The organism is Streptosporangium sp. NPDC050148 (assembly GCF_055586505.1).
In genome coordinates, this window is record NZ_JBVJIA010000033.1 from 47,601 (window position 1) to 66,514 (window position 18,914).

The following is an 18,914-nucleotide window of genomic DNA, read 5'->3' on the forward strand; positions in this document are numbered from 1 at the left end:
AATGAGCAGCGGCAAGGTCCCGACAGAAACCGCGCCACCGACCGGCAGCCTTCCCCTGGTGCCCGCGAAGACGCCGGCGGGCCGTTTCTCGGTCAACCTGCGGCAGAGCGGCATCTACATCGCCTTCGCGCTGATCATCGTGCTGTTCTCCGTCCTGACCGACGGTGAGCTGCTCAGCCCGCAGAACATCTCCAACATCGTGGTGCAGAACTCCTACATCCTGATCCTGGCGATCGGCATGATCCTGATCATCATCGCCGGTCACATCGACCTGTCGGTGGGATCGGTGGTGGGGCTCACCGGCGCGATCGCGGCGGTGCTCATGGTCGACATGGACGTGGCGTGGCCGCTGGCGATCCTCGTCACGCTGATCGCCGGCGCGCTCATCGGGGCCTGGCAGGGCTACTGGATCGCCTACTTCGGCATCCCGGCGTTCATCGTCACCCTGGCCGGAATGCTGATCTTCAGGGCGCTGACCCTGACCGTGCTCGGCAACCAGGGCATCGGCCCCTTCCCCGACGAGGTCAGGACCCTGGCCAACGGCTTCGTGCCCGGCTACCTCGGCAACATCGGCCTGGGCCCGCTCGGCGGCGCCGACCTGCTGACGCTGCTGGTCGGCCTGGCCGCGGTGGGCGGGCTGGCCCTCACCCAGTGGCGGGCCCGCCAGGCCCGGCTGGGCTACCGGCAGAAGGTCGACGCGCTGCCGCTGTTCCTGCTGAAGATCGGTGCCGCCGCCGCGGTGGTGATGGTGGTCATCGTGCAGCTGGCCAGGTTCAAGAACCTGCCCTGGGTGCTGGTGCTGCTGGCGATCCTGGTGCTGGGCTACACGCTGATGACCGACCGCGCCGTCTTCGGCCGCCACATCTACGCCATCGGCGGCAACCTGAACGCGGCGAGCCTGTCCGGCATCAAGGTCAAGTCGGTCACCTTCTGGATCTTCGTCAACATGGGGGTGCTCGCCGCGCTCGCCGGGATCATCTTCGCCGGGCGGCTGAACCAGGCCGGCCCGACCGCGGGCGGCAACTTCGAGCTGGACGCCATCGCGGCCGCGTTCATCGGCGGCGCCGCCGTCCAGGGCGGGGTGGGCAGGGTGGTCGGCGCCCTCACCGGCGGCCTGATCATGGCCGTGATCAACAACGGCATGTCGCTGATCGGCGCGCCCAGCGAGCGGGTCCTGCTCTTCAAGGGCCTGGTCCTGCTGGCCGCCGTGGCGCTGGACGTCTGGACCAAGCGCCGGGCCGGCGCGGGCGGCTGACCCCGGGCCCGGGTCGGAGCCAGGGACGGACGCGGGACCGCGGCGGGTGCCGCCGTGGTCCCCGGGCCTGGTGTGGAGCCTCTTACGCCGGGTAAGGCGAATGATCTCGGCCGGTATGAGGGGACACGGATGGCGATCGACTCGTTGGGCATGTGGATCGCGGTCATCGGCCTGGTGGTGGTGCTGCTCGCGATCGACTTCGTGGTGGCCGCGCGACGCCCGCACGCGGTGGGCCTGCGCGAGGCCACCGCGTGGACGGTCTTCTACATCGGCGTGGCCATCGCCTTCGGCCTGGTCCTGTGGTGGCTGGCCGGGGCCACGCTCGCCACCGAGTACTTCGCCGGCTGGATGGTCGAGAAGAGCCTGTCCGTCGACAACCTCTTCGTCTTCGTGATCATCATGGCGCGGTTCTCCGTGCCGCCGGAACACCAGCAGAAGGTGCTGCTGTTCGGCATCGCCACCGCCCTGGTGCTGCGCGCCATCCTCATCGCGGTCGGTGCCGCCGCCATCACCCTCTTCTCCCCCACGTTCCTGATCTTCGGCCTGCTGCTGATCTGGACGGCGATCCAGCTGGTCCGGCACCGCAACCAGGACCCGGACGTCGAGAACAACCCCCTGATCAACGGCGCGGGCAAGATGCTCCCGGTCACCGAGGAGCTGCACGGCGGCAAGCTCGTCACCCACGAGAACGGCAAGCGGATGGTCACGCCGCTGTTCGTGGTCTTCATCGCCATCGGCAGCACCGACCTGCTGTTCGCGCTCGACTCCATCCCCGCGGTCTTCGGCGTCACCAGCCACCCGCTCATCGTCTTCTCCGCGAACGCCTTCGCGCTGCTGGGGCTGCGCGCCCTGTACTTCCTGATCGAGGGCCTGCTGGAACGGCTGGTCTACCTGTCGATCGGCCTGGCGGTCATCCTCGGCTTCATCGGCCTCAAGCTCATCCTGTCGTTCCTGCACGAGGACGTCTCGAAGTCCTTCCCCGAGGTCTCCACCCCGCTCTCACTGGGTGTGATCTTCCTGGTGCTGCTGATCACCGTCATCGCCAGCATGCGCCGGGTGCGCGCCCACCCCGAGGAGCGCGCGCACGCGGGGACCCTGCACCGGCTGCGCCGCAAGGACGGGGACCGGCGCGACGCCCCGGACGGGGACGACGGCCGCGACGGGACGGGAGACCGGACGGAGCACCAGGAGGACCGGGAGGACCGGGAGGACCGGCCGGGCCAGCGGGGACCCGCCGCCGACTGAGGAGCCGGGGCGCGGCCCCGTACCGGCCCTTACCGGCTCGTACCTCCCTGTCAGGCCAGGCAGCGCAGGGCGTCCCTGAGCCGGGCGTCCATCGGGTGGTCCTGTGGCAGCCGTCCGACCGTCGCCTCCACGAACACCGGCAGGGAGAGCTCGTGGCTCGTCCCGTACGCGTGCACCCGGACCGCGCCCCCGGCGCCCCCGGCGCCCCTGGTGCCGGCGAGTTCGGCGCGGGCCTCGGCGTCCTGCTCGGCCAGCACGAAGACGCCCAGCCTGGCCCGCCAGCGGGTCCGCGCCGCGGCCTCGTCCGGTGCGACGGGCGCGCCCACGTCGTCGGCGTGGGTGGCGTACTCCGAGGCGTAGTGGAAGGTCTGCGACCCCACCGGGTACGGCCCGGCGAAGGTCGGCAGCGAGGCGTCGCGGCCGAGCGCGCGCATCCGCTCGCGGGTGTCGCCGTTCTCGCGCCGCCACTCCCGGAGCACCTCCGCCACCGGCAGGTGCCTGCGCCGCTCCACGCACCACGCGTTGAAACCGTCGAAGCCCTCGCCCGCGCCCTCGCGCCGGAGCATCGCGGTGAACCCGTCGATGTCGTCGTCCAGGCAGGCGTGGTTGTACAGCTCCTCCCCCGCCAGGTGCCCCAGCACGTCGCGGACCGACCAGCCCTCCGCCCGCGAGGGACGCCTCCAGCCCTCCTCGTCGAGCCCGGAGAAGTAACGGTCGAGACGGGCCGCCTCGGCGTCGAAGAGGTCGAACGGGTCGAGATCTCCCAGGGAGTCCTTCGGTTCTGTCGTCATGCCCCGGCAGTACCCGGGGAACGGCGTCCCTCCCCCGCCTGACGATCCGGCATGCCCTCGCCGGGACCTCGCTCCCCGGCCTCGGAGCCCGATCCCCGCCCCGGGGTCCTTCTCCCGCTCCGAACCGTCGCGTCAATCCCCTCACCGATGGATTATGGGGCGGGGACGAGCCTGGCAGACTGTCGGCATGAGCAACAGCGAGGAACCGGGGGCCGCCGCGGCGCCCCGGACGCGCCGCCGGGGGCGCCCGCCCGCGGACCGGTCGGCGCCGTCCACGCGCGACCGCGTCCTCGCCGAGGCGACCGTCCTGTTCGCCCGGCACGGCGCCGACGGCGTCTCCATGCGCGACATCGCCGCCCGGGTCGGGATCGACGTCTCCAGCGTGCACCACCACTTCCCGTCGAAGGCGTCGCTGTACGACGCCTGCTTCGCCCGCGTCTTCGAGCTGGAGCAGGCCACGCTCACCCCGCCGGTGCGCGCCTTCCTCGCCGCGGTGCGCTCCGAGCCCGCGGGCGACGTGGTCGGAGCCGCGCACGACCTGGTGGACGCGTTCGTCGACTTCCTCGACGAGCACCCGCAGACCACGTTCCTGTGGCTGCGGCGGTGGCTGGACCCGACCCTGCACCTGTCCCTGGACGAGGCGTACTCGCTGCCGATCTACGGCGAGATCGAGCGGGCCCTGCTGGAGGCGGCCACCCGGGGCCTCGTCGTCGAGCCGACCCCGCACATCACCGTGCGCAGCCTGGTCTGGGCGGCCCACGGCCACGTGACCGCCCTGAGCGCCCGCGGGGGCGACGCCGTCACGGCCGACCGCGAGAGGCGCGAGTTCCGTGCCTACGCCCACCGTTTCGTCGACCGGTTCTACGCACCCCCTGGCGCGGGCGCCGCGGACGGCTAGTATTCCATCATCTGATGGAATATGGAGGCAGCGGATGAGCTCGACGGAACCGGCCCCGGACGCGACCTCCGACACCGCGCCTCCGGGCCTGAACACGGCCGCGGGCGCCGCGCCGAGCCGGGGCGCGCTTCCCGGCGGCGTACCCGCCCGGGGGGTCACGGCCGTGGTCGGCGGCGGCGCGGCGGGCATCGCCGCGGTCAAGGCCCTCGTCGAGGCCGGCCTGCCCGTCCTCGGCATCGAGCGTGCCGCCTCCCTCGGCGGCCTGTGGCGGCTGGAACCCGGCACCGCCTCCTACGAGAGCCTCCGTCTCAACACCAGCAGGGCGCGTACCGAGTTCTCCGACTTCCCCATGCCGCGCGACTGGCCCGACCACCCCGGCCGCGCCCTGATGCTGGAGTACCTGCGCTCGTACGCCGACCACTTCGGCGTCGGCGAGCGGTTCCGGTTCGGCACCGTCCTGGAGTCCGCCAGGCGCGCGGACGACGGCTGGGAGCTGGAGCTGACCGGTCCCGGCGGGCCGTACCGCGAACGGGTGGAGCACCTGGTGGTGGCCAACGGGCACAACCACGAACCCCGCCTGCCGGACCCGCCGTACCCGGGGACGTTCACCGGCACCGAGTCCCACGCGCACGACTACGTCGGCCCGTCCGAGCTGACCGGCAGGCGAGTGCTCGTCGTGGGCACCGGCAACTCCGCGATGGACATCGCCGCCGAGCTGGCCGGGCACGCGTCCGGCGTGCTGCTCTCGGCCAGGCGGGGCGTGTGGGTACTGCCGAAGCGGCTGCTCGGCCGCCCCTCCGACCAGCTCAACGGCGCCCTCGCCGCCCTGCTGCCCTGGCGGGCGCGCCAGGTCGTCTCCCAGGCGGTGCTCAGGGTGGCCGCCCCCAGGTACGCCGGGCCGCGCCTGCCCGCCCCCGCCCGGGGCGTGCTCCAGGACCACCCGACCCTGAGCGACGCCGTTCCCGAGCTGGTGGCGCGGGGAGCGATCCTGCCGCGCGCGGGCATCGCCCGCCTGGACGGCACCCGGGTCCACTTCACCGACGGCCGGACGGACGAGGTCGACCACATCGTCTGGTGCACCGGCTACCGGGCCGTGACGCCGTTCCTCGACCCCGCCCTGGTGCCCGACCCGTCGTCCCTGCTGCTGTACCGCCACGTCTTCCCCATCGGCGACGCCTCGATCAGCTACATCGGCCTGATGCAGTCGACCGGCTCGGCGCTGCCCGTCGTGGAGGCCCAGGCCCGCCTCCTGGCCGCCGTGCGCGCCGGGACCCACCGCCTGCCCGACCCCGCGACCGCGCACCGGATCGCCTCGGCCGAGCTCGCCGCCGCACGCGACCGCTGGGGGGAGCGCAGGCCGCACATGCGCATCGACGTCGACCACTACCTCCGCGTCGTGCGGCGCGAGCTGCGTCCCGCCGCGTCCCACCCGCTGACCGGGCGCCGGATCCTCGTCACCGGGGCGGCCGGCACCTTCGGCAGGGCGATGAGCGCTCGGTTCACCGCCCTGGGCGCGCGCGTGGTCGGCCTGGACATCGCCCGCCCCACCGGCTCCGGCGACGGGTCCGGCATCCCGGTCATCTCATGCGACATCACCTCCCCCGAGTCCGTCGACGCCGCCGTGGCCGAGGCCGTGACGCTGCTGGGCGGCATCGACGTGCTGGTCAACAACGCGGGCCGGGGCGGGCCCGCGCCCGCCGAGCTCGCCCCCGGCGAGGAGGCCGAGGCGCAGCTACGGCTGAACCTCCTCGGCGCCTGGCGGGTGACGGCCGCGGCCATGCCCCATCTCGTACGCGCCCGCGGGCGGGTGGTCTTCATCGCCTCGCGGATGGCGGTCCTGCCGCTGCCGCTGGCGGCGGCGTACGGCGTCTCCAAGCGGGCGCTGACGGCCTACGCCGACGCGCTCCGCCTGGAGGTCGGCACGCACGTCGGCGTGACGACGGTCTACCCGAGCATGGTCCGCAGCCCGATCCACGACAGCACCAGGCAGGCCGGGCTCTCCCTGGACGCGGTCTCCAGGCCGGAACCCGTGGAGGGCGTGGTGGACGCGGTCGTCGGCGCCGTCACCGCCCGCCGCGCGCCCCGCGACGTGGCCACCACCGCCCGGGGACGCGTCGAGATGATGGTCGGCAGGCACGCCCCGGCCCTGGCCGACCGTCTCGTACGCCGCACCGTCGCGGCCCGGATCGCGGCCGGCGACCTCTCGGGCGCGCCCCTGGCCGCGGGCATGGTCCGCAGGCACCGCTCGTAGGAGGACGCAGAGGCCTCGGGAGGCCGTACGGGACGCCCGGCCGTCATCTCGCCGCGGTCCCCTCCTCCAGCCGGTTGCCCGTACGCCGCCAGCGGGTGATCCCGCCCTCCAGCGTGCGCGCCCGCAGGCCGTGGTCGCGCAGCAGCCGCACGGCCTGCGGGGAGACCACGCAGTAGGGCCCGCCGCAGTAGGCCACGATCTCGGCGTCCCGGGGCAGCTCGCCGAGCCGGTCCCGCAGCTCGGCCAGCGGGACCGAGACCGCCCCCGGCACGTGGCCTCGGGCGTGGGCGGCGGCGGGGCGGACGTCGACGACCACGACGCCGGGGTCGGCCAGACGGCGCGCCAACTCCTCGGCGGTCACCGGCTCCAGCGCCACGGGGTCGCCGAGGTGCCGGGACACGGCCTCCCGCAGGTCCGCGAGCCTGCCTTCGGCGAAGTCCTGCAGCTCCCCGAGGAACCGGGAGACCCGCTCGTCGGCCAGCCGGTAGTAGACCCGCGTCCCCTCCCTGCGGCTCGCCACCAGGTGGGCGGCGCGGAGCTGCTGCAGCTGGGCAGAGGTGTTCTTCAGCGGGACGTCGGCCTCCTGGGAGAGCTGCTCGACGGTGCGCTCGCCCGCGTCGAGCACGTCGAGCAGCCTCAGCCGCACGGGGCTGGCCAGCGTCCTGCCGATGCGCGCGAGCTGCCGGTAGATGGGCTCCTCGGGGAACTCCGTCACGGCGTCAGACCATGTACTGGTCGTGGCGGAGGTAGAGCTCCGTCCACTCGGCGTCGGTCAGGGTGCGCCCGCCGGTCGCGATCTCGGCGAGCTCCTCGAAGTACGCCTCGCGGGGCGCTCCGGGCGTGAAGAGGATCAGCATGGACGCCGGTTCGCCGGACGTGTTGCAGAAGCTGTGCACGCCGCCCTGCGGGACGTACAGGAAGTCCCCCGCGGTCGCGTCGACCGTACGCTCCCCGTTGGACAGCCGGATCGTCCCGGACAGGACGAAGAAGGACTCGGAGATCGTCCTGTGGAAGTGGGGGGACGGGCCGGTCGGCTTGCCCGACATGTCCCAGCGGTACAGGCCGAACTGCCCGTCCGTCGACGCGCCCGTGCCCAGGTAGTGCACCCGCGTCCCGCCCACGCCCATCGTCAGGTCCGGTTCGGTGCTCGCGGGCCGGAAGACCCCGCTGCTCTCGCCCTGCTCGCCCAGGTAACGCGCCCGTGGGTACGACATCCCGCCCTCGCCTCTTCGTCGGCCAATGTTCCAAAGAACCATAGAACAGTCGACGATCAAGGGGAAGACCCGGCGAAGACGGGCCTGTCGGTCCCTCCCGCGGGAGCGGTACCGTCACATCCCGGAGAAGATCACCTCCCGGTGCGGGATCTCCCGTACGGGCCGTCACGCGGCCGTCCGGTCGTTCCCGGACCCGGCCGATCGGGGCCACCGTGAGGAGATCGTTCCCGGTTCACCGCGAAGAGGGAGAGACACATGTCCGAGCCGGTCACCCTGCCCGCCTTCCCCGAGCCGCTGCGCTGGCTGAACCCGCCGGCCGGATGGAGTGCCGACGGTGACGACCTGACCGTCGAGGCGGGCCCGAACACCGACCTGTTCACCGACCCCGGCGGTCCCGACCGCTTCGCCAACGCGCCGGCCCTGGTCGGGCGCCTGGACGGGGACTTCACGCTGAGCGCCCGCGTCAGGGCCGACCTGCTGTCCACCTACGACGCCGGGGTCCTCCTGCTGTACGCAGGCGAGCACGCCTGGGCGAAGTTCTGCCTGGAGATGTCCCCGCAGGGCAGGCCCACGATCGTCTCCGTGGTGACCCGGGGGGTGTCCGACGACTGCAACTCCCTGACCGTGGAGGGGGACGACATCAGGCTGCGGATCTCGCGGCTCGGCTCCGCCTTCGCCTTCCACGTCTCCACGGGCACGGGCTTCTGGCACCTCGTCAGGTACTTCGCGCTCGACGGGGACCCGGAGGTCGGCTTCCTGGCGCAGTCGCCCACGGGCCAGGGCTGCACCGTCCGCTTCGAGGACATCCGCCGTTCGCCGGAACGCCTCGCGGACCTGCGGAACGGCGAGTGACCTATCCCATCTGCACATATGTCGGCCTATCAGATCAAAAAGGGGAATTAATTAAAACAAACAAAGGAGTGTTAATTATTTACATGTATTGCGATTCTGCTTTACGGTGCCGAATCAGCCGGTGTCCGGACGGGCCCGAATCCCCGTCCCCGAACCCCGCCACCGGGTCCCCGGGTCCTCTCGGACCCCCGGCGCGGGGCACCGGCCTCCGATCTCCGACTCCCGAGGAGGCTCCGTGCAGAACGCCCGGCCGCGCTCGCATCGCCGGTCAGCCGCCGTCCTGTCCGCCGTTCTCGCCGTCCTGCTCACCGCACCCGCCCAGACGGCCTCCGCCCGGTCGGCGTCCACCCGGACGGTGAGCGCCGGGACGGTGAGCGCCGGGACGGCGGCCGTCCGGACGGCGGGCCCCCTGGCCGACGCCTTCGCCCGCGCCGCCGAGACGTACGACGTGCCGCGCGACCTGCTCGTGGCGCTCGCGTACGCGGAGACGCACCTCGACGGGCACGGCGGCGAGCCGAGCGCGAGCGGCGGGTACGGGGTCATGCACCTGGTCAGCAACCCCACCGCCCGCGTCCTGGAGCGCGCGGCCGAGCTGACCGGGCAACCGGCGGCGGCGCTGCGCGAGAACGACGCGGCCAACATCCGCGGGGGCGCCGCGGTGCTGCGCTCGCACGCCGACGCGCTCGGCCTCGACGCCGCCGCCAGGAAGGACGCCGGCCGGTGGTACCGGGCCGTGGCCGAGTACGGCAACGCCTCCGGCCCCGAGACGGCCAGGCTGTACGCCGACACCGTCTACGACCTCCTCGGCAGCGGCGTGCGCGCCACCGTCGCGGGAGGCGAGGTCGTCACGGTGCCGCCGACCGAGGTGCGGGCGGACCGCGGCCCGCACGAGGGACTACGGGAGGCGGCCCCGCCGCCCGCGAGCCCGGACCACCCGGGCGCGAGGTGGGTGGCCGCCCACGCGGGGAACCGGACCGCCGCCGGGCGGCCGGGGACCCACAGGATCGACCGGGTCGTCGTCCACGTCACCCAGGGGGCCTACGCGGGCGCGATCTCCTGGTTCCAGAACCCCGCCGCCAGGGTCTCCGCGCACTACGTCGTCCGGTCCTCAGACGGCCGGATCACCCAGACGGTGCGCGACAGGGACGTGGCCTGGCACGCCGGGAACTGGTCGTACAACACCAGGTCCATCGGCATCGAGCACGAGGGGTTCGTCGGTGACGCCTCCTGGTTCACCGACGCGATGTACCGCGCCTCGGCGGCCCTGACCCGCGCCGTCTGCGACAAATACGGCATCCCCAAGGACCGCGCGCACATCATCGGGCACGACCAGGTCCCCGGCGCCACGCACTCCGACCCGGGCTCGAAGTGGGACTGGGCCAGGTACATGCGGTACGTCACGGGGAACACCGCCCCCTGGTCGGCCACGGTCGACAACTCCACCTCCGGCGCGTTCACCGCGAGCGCGAACTGGAGCTCCGCCTCCACGGCCGGGCGCCACGGCCCCGACCATCGCCGGGCGAGGCCGACAACCTCCAGCGACGTCGCCCGCTACCGGTTCGCCGTCCCCTCCGCGGGTACCTACCGGGTCGAGGTCTGGTACCCGGCGGCCCCCGGGCACAACAGCGCCACCCCGTACGTCGTCGCCACCTCCTCCGGGAGCAGGACGGTCCACGTCGACCAGCGCACCGGTGGCGGCGCCTGGCGGAGCATCGGCGCGTTCGCCCTCAGGCGCGGGACGCACGACACCGTCGGCGTCAGCAGGTGGACCTCCGGCAAGGGACTCGTCGTGGCCGACGCCGTACGCCTCACCCGCCTCTGACCCGCTCTGACCCCGGCCCCACTCCCCCTCGGGCCCGGTTCCGGCCTCGTGGGACCGCGGCGTCTTCACCACCGTGGTCGTGACCACCAGCCCCGCCCTGCTCGCCACCGCCGACCGGGTGGTCGTGCTGGACGGCGGCAGGGTGGTCGCCGAGGGCTCGCACGCCGGCCTGGGCGCCACCGACGACGACTACCGGCGGGCCCCACGAGCGGCTGGTCGCCGCCGGAGGCCGTTACGCCCGCCTGTGGGAGGCCTGGGAGTCGCGCTGAGGAACGACGGTCCCGCGCCGGTCGGCTCCGGTCAGGGCCGCCCGGGGCCATCCGGGGCCATCCGGGCCGGAGCGGCGATCCGCCCGGCGCCCGCGCCCCGCCCTGTGCCGCCCCGCCCTGTGCCGCCCCGCCCTGTGCCGCCCCGCCCTGTGCCGCCCCGCCCCGTGCCGCTCCACCTCGTGCCCTACGCCGGCTCCCTGACGGCCGGGCCCGTCACGGCCCGCTCCGGCATGACGCGCCGGCGCCGGATCGGCAGCCCCAGCGTCGGGTTGGACACGCCCCAGGCGGCGCCCTTGCAGATCAGCTCCTTGTAGACGGCGGCGAGCCGTCCGGTCAGGGCCGCCCGCACGGCGCGGTCGTCGGCCGTGACGTACTGGATCAGGCCCTCTTTGCGGCCCAGCGAGACGCACCGGTTGAAGTAGCGGATCGGCATGTTCGGAAGCCTCCCACCGGTCAGGCGCGCCACGATCGCGCCGGCGGCCTGCCACGCGGCCGGGCTTCCCGAGGCGCACGACATCCGCAGCGGCTTGTCACCGGGGCCCATCGCCATGGCCGCGTCGCCGACGGCGTACACGTCCGGGTGCGAGACCGAACGCATGGTCGAGTCGACCACGATCTGGCCGGTGACGGCGACCTCCAGGCCGGTGGCCCTCGCGATCGGATGCACCGCGAAGCCCGTGGCCCACACGGTGACCTCGGCTGGGACGGCCCCGCCGCCCGCGGTGGTGACGCGCCCGGCCTCGACGCCGGTGACGTCGGTGTGCTCGTGCACGGTGATCCCGAGCCCGTCGAGGACCCTGCGCAGGTGCTCGCGGCCCCTGGGTGAGAACTCGTCCCCCAGGCCACCGCGGACGACGAGGGCGACGTCGAGGTCGGGGCGGGTCTCGGCGATCTCGGTCACGGCCTCCAGGCCGGTGAGGCCGCCGCCGACGACGACCACGCTCCGCCCGGCGTCGAGGCGGGCCAGGCGCTCGCGCAGCCGGAGTGCCCCGGGGCGGCCGGAGACGTCGTGGGCGTGCTCGGCGACGCCGGGGACGCCGGAGTCGTTCCAGCCGCTGCCCAGGGCGTAGACGAGCGTGTCGTAGGCGAGTTCCTCGACGCCGTCCGCGTCGGTGACGGTGACGACCTTGCGGTCGGCGTCGACGCCGGTGACCGTCGCGATCCTCGGCTCTACGCCGGTGCCCGCGAACATCTCGGCCAGCGGCCGGGGCCTGAGGTCCTGGCCCGCCGCGAGCTGGTGCATGCGGACGCGTTCCACGAAGTCGGGCTCGGCGTTGACGATGGTGATGGCGACGTCCTCGCGGCGGAGCCGCCTGCCGAGGTAGCCGGCGGTGATGGCTCCGGCGTATCCGGCTCCGAGGACGATGATGCGGTGCTGCATGTCCCTGCTCCTGTCCTGTGCGGGTTCGTCCCTTGAACCGGGCGGCGCGCAGTTTCCTGACAGGAACGCGGTGTGAGGCGCCTCACACGCCGATCAGAAGGCGTTGAACAGGGGCTCCCCGTGGTCGGTGGCCGCCCAGTACGCGGTCGCGCGTTCGAGCTTGTCGGGGTTGACCTGGTTGTGGAGGGCGGCGACGCCCTCGGCGGTGACCTTCAGGCACATGACGCCGACGACCCGGCCGTCCAGGACGACCACGACGGCGGGGTCGCCGTTGACGGTCCAGGCATGGACCTCGGGCGAGCCGCCGACCAGGGCTCGCTTGGCCTCGCCGGGTCTGAACAGGCCCCGCAGGAACTTCGCGACCGCGATGGCGCCCTCGAACGCCTTGGTACGGGCGGGGATCTTGCCGCCGCCGTCACTGATCGAGAAGGCGTCCTCGGTGAGCAGGCGCACCAGCGGCTCGGTCCGGCCGCTGGTGGCGGCCGCGAGGAACTCCTCGACGATCCGCCGGGCGGCGGCCTCGTCGACCTCGGCGCGGACCCTGCCGTCCGCGACGTGCCTCCTGGCGCGGTGGAGGATCTGCTGGGCGGCGGTCTCGGTGATGCCCAGGATGTCGGCGATCTCCCGGTGCGGGTAGCCGAACGCCTCCCGCAGCACGTACACCGCCCGCTCGTTGGGGGTCAGGCGCTCCATGAGCACGAGGACCGCGTACGAGACCGACTCGCGCTGCTCGGCGGTCTCGGCCGGGCCGAGCATCGGGTCCCCGGCGAGCAGCGGCTCGGGGAGCCACTGGCCCACGTAGGTCTCGCGGCGTGACCGCGCCGAGGCGAGCTGGTTGAGGCACAGGTTGGTGAGGACCTTCGTCAGCCATGCCTCGGGGACCTCGATGCGGCCGACGTCCGCGGCCTGCCAGCGCAGGAACGTCTCCTGCACGGCGTCCTGGGCGTCCCCGGCGGAGCCGAGCAGGCGGTAGGCGATGGCCTCCAGGCGCGGCCTGAAGGCCTCGAACCGGTCGACGTCCTCCGCGGTCAGGGCCATGGCCCGATCCTAGGTGCCGGGGTCGCCGGGTCGTGGCGCGGCTCGGCCCTCGCGGCGGGAGGAGGCCTGCGAGGGGATCCGCGCCTCGATCTGCTCGTGCGCGTGGGGGCATTCGTCGAAGCTGAGCGGGCAGTCCAGCGCGTGTTCGATGAGGTCCTTGGCCGCCTGTGCCCGCGCGATGCGCCGTTCCAGCACGGCGAGGTGCTCCCTGAGCAGGCCGGCGTGCCGCATCGGGTCGGGAGAGGAGAGGATCCGGGAGAGATCGCGCAGGCCCAGCCCCGCCTCCTTGCCCATCAGGATCATCGCCACCCGCCGCAGGTCCGCCGAGCCGTACCGGCGATGACCGCTCGGCTGCCTCACCGGGGTCAGCAGGCCGGCGCTCTCCCAGTGCCGCAGCACGTGCGTGGGCAGCTCGAACCTTCCGGCGAGCTCGCCGATGGTCATGGTTGACTTCATGCGCACATCAACCTGCATCGTGACGGCATGAGCAACCGACCTCTTCTCGCCGTGACCCGGGTGGCCAACTCCTGCGTGCTCCTGGAGATCGGCGCGCATGCCGTAGTGACCGATCCGTTCTTCACCGAGCGGTGGCACCTGCACCGTGGCGAGCCGCTCGGCCTCACCGTCGAGGAGCTCCCACCGCTGACCGCCATCGTCGCCAGCCACTCCTACCCCAACCACTGGGATCTGCGGGCCCTGCGGCGCTACCCCCACAAGGCCGCGACACCGGTCTACGTGAGCAGCGCGCGGATGGTCCGCCAGGCCCGTGCCCTCGGCTTCGACAGGGCCGAACACCTGCGATGGGGACGGACCGGCCCCGCTGGGCGTCCCGCGCCGGATCCTCCCGCCGGGACCGCCCCCGTCGCCCGGCGCGTGCGCCGCGTCCGGGGACGGGGACAGGCGCGGGGGCAGGGACGGGACAGGGGCGGGGACGGCCTTCCGGGGCACGTGCCGGGACGGTGTCCCCACGACAGGTCGCCGGCCACGGTGGCCGAGTCGCCGTCTTTTTGGACGGGCACACCCATCGGATCTGGACGAGCCACATCACCGCCCCGCGTCTCCAGGCGATCCGCAAGTGGCTTCCAAGGGTGCCCGTGAACCCTCTGAGGGGACATCACGCGCCCCGTACGCGGTCCTTCGCGGATCGACGCTCACGGGCGCGCGCCTCCTCACGAAGGGCGGAACAGAATGAGAACTCGTCGTCTGGCCACGGCGGTGCTGATCGCGGGCGGGCTGACCCTCGGCGCCACGGCCGCTCCCGCGACGGCCGGGACGGTGTCGGCCGGGACGGTGTCGGCGGCCGACTCCGCGCGGCTCGCCGAGAGCTGGTACTACGCGGGCACCTACAGGATGCGCAGTTTCTGTGCCAACGCAGGCGTCAGGGCCGTCTTCAACGGCGCCCTCGACTTCGAGTGCAGGGCCGCCGCCGGCTCCTCCTTCGACCTCTACCTCCTCCACTAGGAGGCGCGCCCCGGCCCCGGCCCCGGCGACCCCGGCCACAGGGCGAGGCCGCCGGGGCCGGGTGCCCGCGGGGGCGGGGTGGCGGGACGGGCCCGCGCACGGCGGCACCGTCCCGACCCCTATGAACCCGTACTTTCAACGGAACGACGTTAGGGGTATTTGTACGAGGACCCGCGGACGGTTCCGGGGTGATAGTGGGAGGTGTTCGACGGCGAGCAGCCGTCATCCGCCGAGCCGACCATCGAGGTCCGCCATGTGTCAGCACGAACCCCGCTGCCCCTCCGCGTACGCGTCCGACCGCGAGGCCGCGCGCCCCGTCGCCTTCCGCCCCGAGCAGGGGTGGAGCCTGCTGTGCAACGGCGTCGTCCTGTTCGACGACACCGGCGAGCTCCTGCCCGACGGCCGCGCCGTCGCCCCGCACCGCCCGGCCGTCACCCCGCGCCGGTCCGCCCGTCCCCTGCTGTCCCCGGTCGCCTGACCGGTCAGGAGCCGGGCGGGACAGCTCGTCCCGCCCGTGCCCTCACCCTTCGAGTGCCATGTACAGGCGGGTGCCCCGGGGCCGGTAGCCGACGCGTTCGTAGACGCGGCGTGACCCCTCGCCCCCGTACTCCAGCCATACCGAATCCGCTCCCCGGGCGAACATGACCTCGGTGAGCGCGGCGGTGACCGCGACGGCGATGCCACGGCCGCGGAAGGCGGGGCGGGTGCCCACGCCCGACAGCTCGGCGGTGCCCACGGCCGGTGCGGAGCAGCAGGCCCCACCGGCGCAGCCGCCGCCGGGTGCCCGGACGAACCGCACCGCGCCGCCGCTCTCCTGGATGTGTCGCAGCCGGGCCGCGCCCTCCGGGGAGGAGACGAACTCCCCGTCGAACGCCTCGGACAGGGCGGCGTCGATCGAGGCGTAGTCCTCGTCGGTGGCCGGGACCTCCACCGGGAGCGCGGACGCACCGGTGACCGACGGCGCCGGCGACACCGACGGCACCGGTGGCACCGGTGGCACCGGTGGCACCGGTGGCACCGGTGGCACTGCCAGCGTGGCTGGGGTGCAGACCAGGTACTCGTGCACCGCCTCGGTGGTGAACCCCGCCTCGCGCAGCGCGGCCTCCACGGCCGGGGCGGCGTCCGGCATGAACTCCAGCCGAGGCTTGAGGCCGCGTTCGCGGAACGCCTCGATCAGCGACGCGACGTCCCGGCCGGTCGGTCGTGCGCCGGGCACGGGGGTCGCGTAGTTGAGGTAGGGGCTGGTGGTGTCGCGCTGGAACCCCGCGACGAAGCCTCCGGCCTGGACGACCACGGGACGGCGGCGAAGGTTGGCGACGGTGAAATTCTGGACGTCGATGTCCATGATGATGGTGACCTCACGCAGATGACATGGTGGGGCGCGCTCCCGCCGGACGTGCCGGATCGGATGGGACGCGCGGGATCGTCAGACCCGGCATCGGTCCGTGGCCGTCCCCGTACCGGGGACGGAGCGGTGTGTCGGGACACCGCGCGTGGGGTCGCCGCGAGAGGGGCGTGGCACCGATGCCGCCGGTGCTGCGAGAGCAGACCGGTCAGTGCCGGCGGCGACCGCGAAGGGACGCCGAGACCATGGCCTCAATCCTTTGTCATGTGCGTGCGTGCCGAGAAGCGTGGTCAACCCTGCCACGGCGCCGGGGGGTACGCAACCGGATAAGGGCGTGCCTCGTCCGGTGGCGAGAGATCGGCCCCAAGGACATGGACGGCTCTCTTACAGGGCTTTTAGGGGTGTTGATGCATGGTTGTCATGTTGCGCACCTATCGGGAGGAAGAACAATGGCACCTGAGCCGGATCGATTCAGCTCCGCGGAGACACTGGCGAACGAACCGCCCAGGCGCCGTCTCCCCCGTTCCCTGCTGCTCGCCGCCACCAGCGCGCTCGTCGTGATCACGGGCGCCGGCGTCGCCACGGCGGCGGCGTTCTCGCCCTCACCGGCTCCGACGCCCACGGCCGGCGCCCCCACGGCTCCGGCGGCGAGCCCGTCCGGGGCGCCCTCCGACGAGGTGCCCGGACAGCACCGGGGCCGGGGGCACCGGATGGGCCTGGGCGGCCCCTCCGTCCACGGCGAGTTCGTCGTACCGGACGGTGAGGGCGCGTACGTGACCGTCGCCACCCAGTACGGCGAGGTCACGGCCGTCGACCAGGACTCGATCACGGTCAGGAGCGAGGACGGTCACACCAGGGAGTACGCGGTCGACGGCGCCACCCGGGTCGGCCGGGGCGGCACCGGCATCGACACGATCAAGACCGGCCAGAAGGTCCGGGTCGTGGCGAAGGTGAACGCCGGGACGGCCACCGCCGTGATGATCCGCGACACGCCCGTGCGCGACCGGTACGGCATGCGCGGCGACCGCGGCGACCGGGGCGGCCGGCACCACGGCCACCGGCCCGGCGGCCCCCCGCCCGTGCCCGCCACCCCCTCCGCGCCCGACGCTCCGCCCGCACCGGCCTCTCCGTCCGCGCCCGCGAGCCCGTCCACGCCCGCCACCCCGCCGGCGCCGGCCACCCCGGCGACCCCGTCCGCGCCGGCCTCCTGAACCGATCGGCCCGATCGACCCGGGTCTGAAGAAGGCTTACGAGTCATCACCCTTGGGACCTCGTCCTGGGCCTGACCGCAGCCGGCTCGACGGCCGGAGGGCCGGAGGTCCTATGCTGTCCGACCGTGCGCCTTCTCCCGTTCCGCGCGGACCTCCGGCGGCCTTCGCGGTGTCGTCCGGCCGCCCTCGCACGACGGGCCGTTCCGGTGGTCGCGTGCCTGGCCGTCCTGCCGGTCGCGATCGTCCCTCCCGCCGGAGCCGCACGGGCCGCCCCGCCCGGGAACCCGTTGCTGAAGTCCGGCAGGCTGGTGGCCGCGCCGTGCCAGGAGCCGCCGCTCGTCGACCGGGGCGTCCCGCGGACGCGCGAGTACCTGAAGGCGGTCCTGGGATGCCTGGACAGGTCGTGGTCGGCGCACTTCGCCCGCGCCGGCCTGAGGTTCCGCAAGCCCGCGGTCTGCTTCTACGAGGAGCCCGCGCGGCGCGTGTGCGGGCTGCGCTGGCCGCCCAACGCCGCGGCCTTCTACTGCACCGAGCGGGCCACGCTGGTGTTCCCGCTCGACGGCGCCTGGATCGAGGGCCGGACCGACCTGTACCCGCTCAAGGTCGCGGCCCACGAGTACGGCCACCACCTGCAGAGCCTCACGGGCATCAGGGCCGCCTACGAGGCCCTCGCCCGCTCCGACCGCGCCCGCGGGGCCGAGCTGGGCCGCCGCTACGAGCTGCAGGCGGACTGCCTGTCGGGCGTGTTCCTGGGCGGCGTACGGCGCTTCCTGCCGCGTACCGGGCAGGACTGGGAGGTGCTGCGCGACGCGCTCCGCGCCAGCGGTGACGAGGGCGGGCGCCACACGCACGGCATCGGCGCCAACCGGGTCCGCTGGTTCGAGCGCGGTCGCGGCGCGGTCTCCCCCGCCGCCTGCGACACCTGGACCGCCGCGCCGTCCCGGGTGTCCTGAGGCCCCACCGACGGGGAACTGCGTGTCCGAGCCCTCCTCGCGTTCATCCATTCGCCGTCTTGACCGTGCGTGTTGACTCACACACGGCCCCTGCCGGACGTGCGGTGATTGACATGGGATTCACCATTGCGGCCGGGTACGGCGGCCTTCGCGATTACAGCGTGAGACGTCATATGACTCTCTGCATGTCCTTCTTTTTGCTCGCCCTCCCCTTTCATGCTGCTTTGCATATGGTCCATAATCACCATCTGTACATGATGGCCGGAAACGGTAGCCGCAGCGTATTGGAGATGCCCGCATGAACCACCTCGCAGCGCGTCAGGATATGCGCTGGCAGGCCAGGCGACACGCGGGAAAGAGCGCTCCGGCCTGGTCAGCGGCCCCGGGGCGCGGCCCCGAGGACGCGCGCGGCATGACGGTCCTCCCACCCGGGGGCGGCGCGGCGTCGTGACGGAAGGCCGCCGGGCACGAGGCGGGACGCCGCCGTACGTGTCCGGATGCGGCCACTTCGCCGTCGCGCGATGAAATGTTCACGTCGCCGGTGACGCGCGCCCGCGGTGGTGACCGCCGGGCCGCCGCCCGCCCCTGTTCCCCCTGAAGCAATAGAGGCATGAATGATCGACCATACGGAAATATGTACGAATTCGGGAAATTCCTGTAAATGGGCGTTTGACCCATGCGTTCCCAATGGTGCCCGTATGTACGAGTTCAGGCGCGGCGCAAACGATCATACCCTCGGCGGTACGGCGTGATCCCGGGCCGCGGCCCCGCCGCGGCCCGTCACCTCCGATCCGCGCGGCGGACGGGCCCCGCGCCCGACACGATCCGCCGCGTTCCCGCTCGCACACCCCCGACAGGATTCGGCTCTCAGGGTGTGCGTCCGCGGGCCGGTCGTCACCTCACGGTTCCGGCCGGCCCGCACCATCCG

18 protein-coding genes are annotated in these 18,914 nt (G+C 73.2%); 11 read left to right on the forward strand and 7 right to left on the reverse strand.

All coding sequences use genetic code 11. From position 1 onward, the window contains the following. The first annotated feature begins 1 nt into the window (after position 1). Together mmsB and ACZ6RT_RS29755 are read left to right on the forward strand one after the other, a co-directional pair. On the forward strand, positions 2 to 1,255 hold the full coding sequence (mmsB, locus tag ACZ6RT_RS29750) for a multiple monosaccharide ABC transporter permease (RefSeq protein ID WP_399196474.1): 1,254 nt from the start codon (positions 2 to 4) through the stop codon (positions 1,253 to 1,255). 129 nt (positions 1,256 to 1,384) lie between these two features. Further along, a complete protein-coding gene (locus tag ACZ6RT_RS29755; protein ID WP_470157262.1) occupies positions 1,385 to 2,500 on the forward strand; it encodes a TerC family protein in 1,116 nt (371 codons plus the stop codon). A gap of 50 nt (positions 2,501 to 2,550) precedes the next feature. Here the strand turns inward: ACZ6RT_RS29755 and ACZ6RT_RS29760 are convergent, their stop codons facing one another. Next, positions 2,551 to 3,291, reverse strand: coding sequence for a maleylpyruvate isomerase family mycothiol-dependent enzyme (locus ACZ6RT_RS29760; protein ID WP_470157263.1), 741 nt, complete (start codon positions 3,289 to 3,291; stop codon positions 2,551 to 2,553). A 187-nt stretch (positions 3,292 to 3,478) separates the two neighbouring features. Here ACZ6RT_RS29760 and ACZ6RT_RS29765 point away from each other — a divergent pair, with 187 nt between their 5' ends. Together ACZ6RT_RS29765 and ACZ6RT_RS29770 are read left to right on the forward strand one after the other, a co-directional pair. Beyond that, positions 3,479 to 4,189, forward strand: coding sequence for a TetR/AcrR family transcriptional regulator (locus ACZ6RT_RS29765; RefSeq protein ID WP_470157264.1), 711 nt, complete (start codon positions 3,479 to 3,481; stop codon positions 4,187 to 4,189). Positions 4,190 to 4,223: 34 nt separating this feature from the next. After that, a complete protein-coding gene (locus ACZ6RT_RS29770; RefSeq protein WP_470157265.1) occupies positions 4,224 to 6,440 on the forward strand; it encodes an SDR family NAD(P)-dependent oxidoreductase in 2,217 nt (738 codons plus the stop codon). Between the two features lie 43 nt (positions 6,441 to 6,483). On the opposite strand, the gene ACZ6RT_RS29775 is transcribed toward ACZ6RT_RS29770, so the two are convergent. Beyond that, positions 6,484 to 7,155, reverse strand: a complete 672-nt coding sequence (locus ACZ6RT_RS29775; RefSeq protein WP_470157266.1) for an ArsR/SmtB family transcription factor — start codon at positions 7,153 to 7,155, stop codon at positions 6,484 to 6,486. Between the two features lie 4 nt (positions 7,156 to 7,159). Then, positions 7,160 to 7,654, reverse strand: coding sequence for a cupin domain-containing protein (locus tag ACZ6RT_RS29780; protein WP_399196480.1), 495 nt, complete (start codon positions 7,652 to 7,654; stop codon positions 7,160 to 7,162). A gap of 255 nt (positions 7,655 to 7,909) precedes the next feature. Here ACZ6RT_RS29780 and ACZ6RT_RS29785 point away from each other — a divergent pair, with 255 nt between their 5' ends. Together ACZ6RT_RS29785 and ACZ6RT_RS29790 are read left to right on the forward strand one after the other, a co-directional pair. Further along, entirely contained in the window at positions 7,910 to 8,506 is a 597-nt protein-coding gene (locus ACZ6RT_RS29785) for a DUF1349 domain-containing protein (protein WP_399196482.1), read from the forward strand. A 235-nt stretch (positions 8,507 to 8,741) separates the two neighbouring features. Further along, complete coding sequence (locus ACZ6RT_RS29790) at positions 8,742 to 10,328, forward strand: golvesin C-terminal-like domain-containing protein (RefSeq protein WP_470157267.1); 1,587 nt, start codon at positions 8,742 to 8,744, stop codon at positions 10,326 to 10,328. Between the two features lie 453 nt (positions 10,329 to 10,781). Here the strand turns inward: ACZ6RT_RS29790 and ACZ6RT_RS29795 are convergent, their stop codons facing one another. From ACZ6RT_RS29795 to ACZ6RT_RS29805, 3 genes are all read right to left on the reverse strand, one after another. Further along, positions 10,782 to 11,978, reverse strand: a complete 1,197-nt coding sequence (locus tag ACZ6RT_RS29795) for an NAD(P)/FAD-dependent oxidoreductase (protein ID WP_470157268.1) — start codon at positions 11,976 to 11,978, stop codon at positions 10,782 to 10,784. Positions 11,979 to 12,071: 93 nt separating this feature from the next. Then, complete coding sequence (gene sigJ / locus ACZ6RT_RS29800; protein WP_470157269.1) at positions 12,072 to 13,016, reverse strand: RNA polymerase sigma factor SigJ; 945 nt, start codon at positions 13,014 to 13,016, stop codon at positions 12,072 to 12,074. 9 nt (positions 13,017 to 13,025) lie between these two features. Then, on the reverse strand, positions 13,026 to 13,472 hold the full coding sequence (locus ACZ6RT_RS29805; RefSeq protein WP_470157270.1) for a MerR family transcriptional regulator: 447 nt from the start codon (positions 13,470 to 13,472) through the stop codon (positions 13,026 to 13,028). A gap of 27 nt (positions 13,473 to 13,499) precedes the next feature. On the opposite strand from ACZ6RT_RS29805, the gene ACZ6RT_RS29810 reads away from it, so the two are divergent. The 3 genes from ACZ6RT_RS29810 (at position 13,500) to ACZ6RT_RS29820 (ending at position 14,955) form a co-directional block, all read left to right on the forward strand. After that, positions 13,500 to 14,114, forward strand: coding sequence for an MBL fold metallo-hydrolase (locus tag ACZ6RT_RS29810; RefSeq protein ID WP_470157271.1), 615 nt, complete (start codon positions 13,500 to 13,502; stop codon positions 14,112 to 14,114). Positions 14,115 to 14,204: 90 nt separating this feature from the next. Next, positions 14,205 to 14,477 (forward strand): hypothetical protein, encoded by a 273-nt coding sequence (locus tag ACZ6RT_RS29815; RefSeq protein ID WP_470157272.1) that lies wholly within the window; start codon positions 14,205 to 14,207, stop codon positions 14,475 to 14,477. 253 nt (positions 14,478 to 14,730) lie between these two features. Continuing rightward, positions 14,731 to 14,955 (forward strand): DUF5999 family protein, encoded by a 225-nt coding sequence (locus tag ACZ6RT_RS29820; RefSeq protein WP_470157273.1) that lies wholly within the window; start codon positions 14,731 to 14,733, stop codon positions 14,953 to 14,955. 42 nt (positions 14,956 to 14,997) lie between these two features. Here the strand turns inward: ACZ6RT_RS29820 and ACZ6RT_RS29825 are convergent, their stop codons facing one another. Then, positions 14,998 to 15,822: a GNAT family N-acetyltransferase gene (locus ACZ6RT_RS29825; protein WP_470157274.1), complete on the reverse strand. Its 825-nt coding sequence runs from the start codon at positions 15,820 to 15,822 to the stop codon at positions 14,998 to 15,000. Positions 15,823 to 16,271: 449 nt separating this feature from the next. Between ACZ6RT_RS29825 and ACZ6RT_RS29830 the strand changes: the two genes are divergently transcribed. Together ACZ6RT_RS29830 and ACZ6RT_RS29835 are read left to right on the forward strand one after the other, a co-directional pair. After that, a complete protein-coding gene (locus tag ACZ6RT_RS29830) occupies positions 16,272 to 17,033 on the forward strand; it encodes a hypothetical protein (RefSeq protein ID WP_470157275.1) in 762 nt (253 codons plus the stop codon). Positions 17,034 to 17,239: 206 nt separating this feature from the next. Then, on the forward strand, positions 17,240 to 17,986 hold the full coding sequence (locus tag ACZ6RT_RS29835) for a neutral zinc metallopeptidase (protein ID WP_470157276.1): 747 nt from the start codon (positions 17,240 to 17,242) through the stop codon (positions 17,984 to 17,986). Positions 17,987 to 18,914 lie beyond the last annotated feature (928 nt).

Bases quoted from the DNA above. Each gene is read 5' to 3' on its own strand.
- ACZ6RT_RS29810 (WP_470157271.1), top strand. From the start codon at position 13,500: ATGAGCAACCGACCTCTTCTCGCCGTGACCCGGGTGGCCAACTCCTGC.
- ACZ6RT_RS29815 (WP_470157272.1), top strand. From the start codon at position 14,205: ATGAGAACTCGTCGTCTGGCCACGGCGGTGCTGATCGCGGGCGGGCTG.
- ACZ6RT_RS29805 (WP_470157270.1), bottom strand. From the start codon at position 13,472: ATGAAGTCAACCATGACCATCGGCGAGCTCGCCGGAAGGTTCGAGCTG.
- ACZ6RT_RS29825 (WP_470157274.1), bottom strand. From the start codon at position 15,822: ATGGACATCGACGTCCAGAATTTCACCGTCGCCAACCTTCGCCGCCGT.
- ACZ6RT_RS29785 (WP_399196482.1), top strand. From the start codon at position 7,910: ATGTCCGAGCCGGTCACCCTGCCCGCCTTCCCCGAGCCGCTGCGCTGG.
- ACZ6RT_RS29830 (WP_470157275.1), top strand. From the start codon at position 16,272: ATGGCACCTGAGCCGGATCGATTCAGCTCCGCGGAGACACTGGCGAAC.
- ACZ6RT_RS29765 (WP_470157264.1), top strand. From the start codon at position 3,479: ATGAGCAACAGCGAGGAACCGGGGGCCGCCGCGGCGCCCCGGACGCGC.
- ACZ6RT_RS29770 (WP_470157265.1), top strand. From the start codon at position 4,224: ATGAGCTCGACGGAACCGGCCCCGGACGCGACCTCCGACACCGCGCCT.
- ACZ6RT_RS29795 (WP_470157268.1), bottom strand. From the start codon at position 11,978: ATGCAGCACCGCATCATCGTCCTCGGAGCCGGATACGCCGGAGCCATC.
- ACZ6RT_RS29755 (WP_470157262.1), top strand. From the start codon at position 1,385: ATGGCGATCGACTCGTTGGGCATGTGGATCGCGGTCATCGGCCTGGTG.
- sigJ (WP_470157269.1), bottom strand. From the start codon at position 13,016: ATGGCCCTGACCGCGGAGGACGTCGACCGGTTCGAGGCCTTCAGGCCG.
- ACZ6RT_RS29780 (WP_399196480.1), bottom strand. From the start codon at position 7,654: ATGTCGTACCCACGGGCGCGTTACCTGGGCGAGCAGGGCGAGAGCAGC.
- ACZ6RT_RS29820 (WP_470157273.1), top strand. From the start codon at position 14,731: ATGTGTCAGCACGAACCCCGCTGCCCCTCCGCGTACGCGTCCGACCGC.
- ACZ6RT_RS29760 (WP_470157263.1), bottom strand. From the start codon at position 3,291: ATGACGACAGAACCGAAGGACTCCCTGGGAGATCTCGACCCGTTCGAC.
- mmsB (WP_399196474.1), top strand. From the start codon at position 2: ATGAGCAGCGGCAAGGTCCCGACAGAAACCGCGCCACCGACCGGCAGC.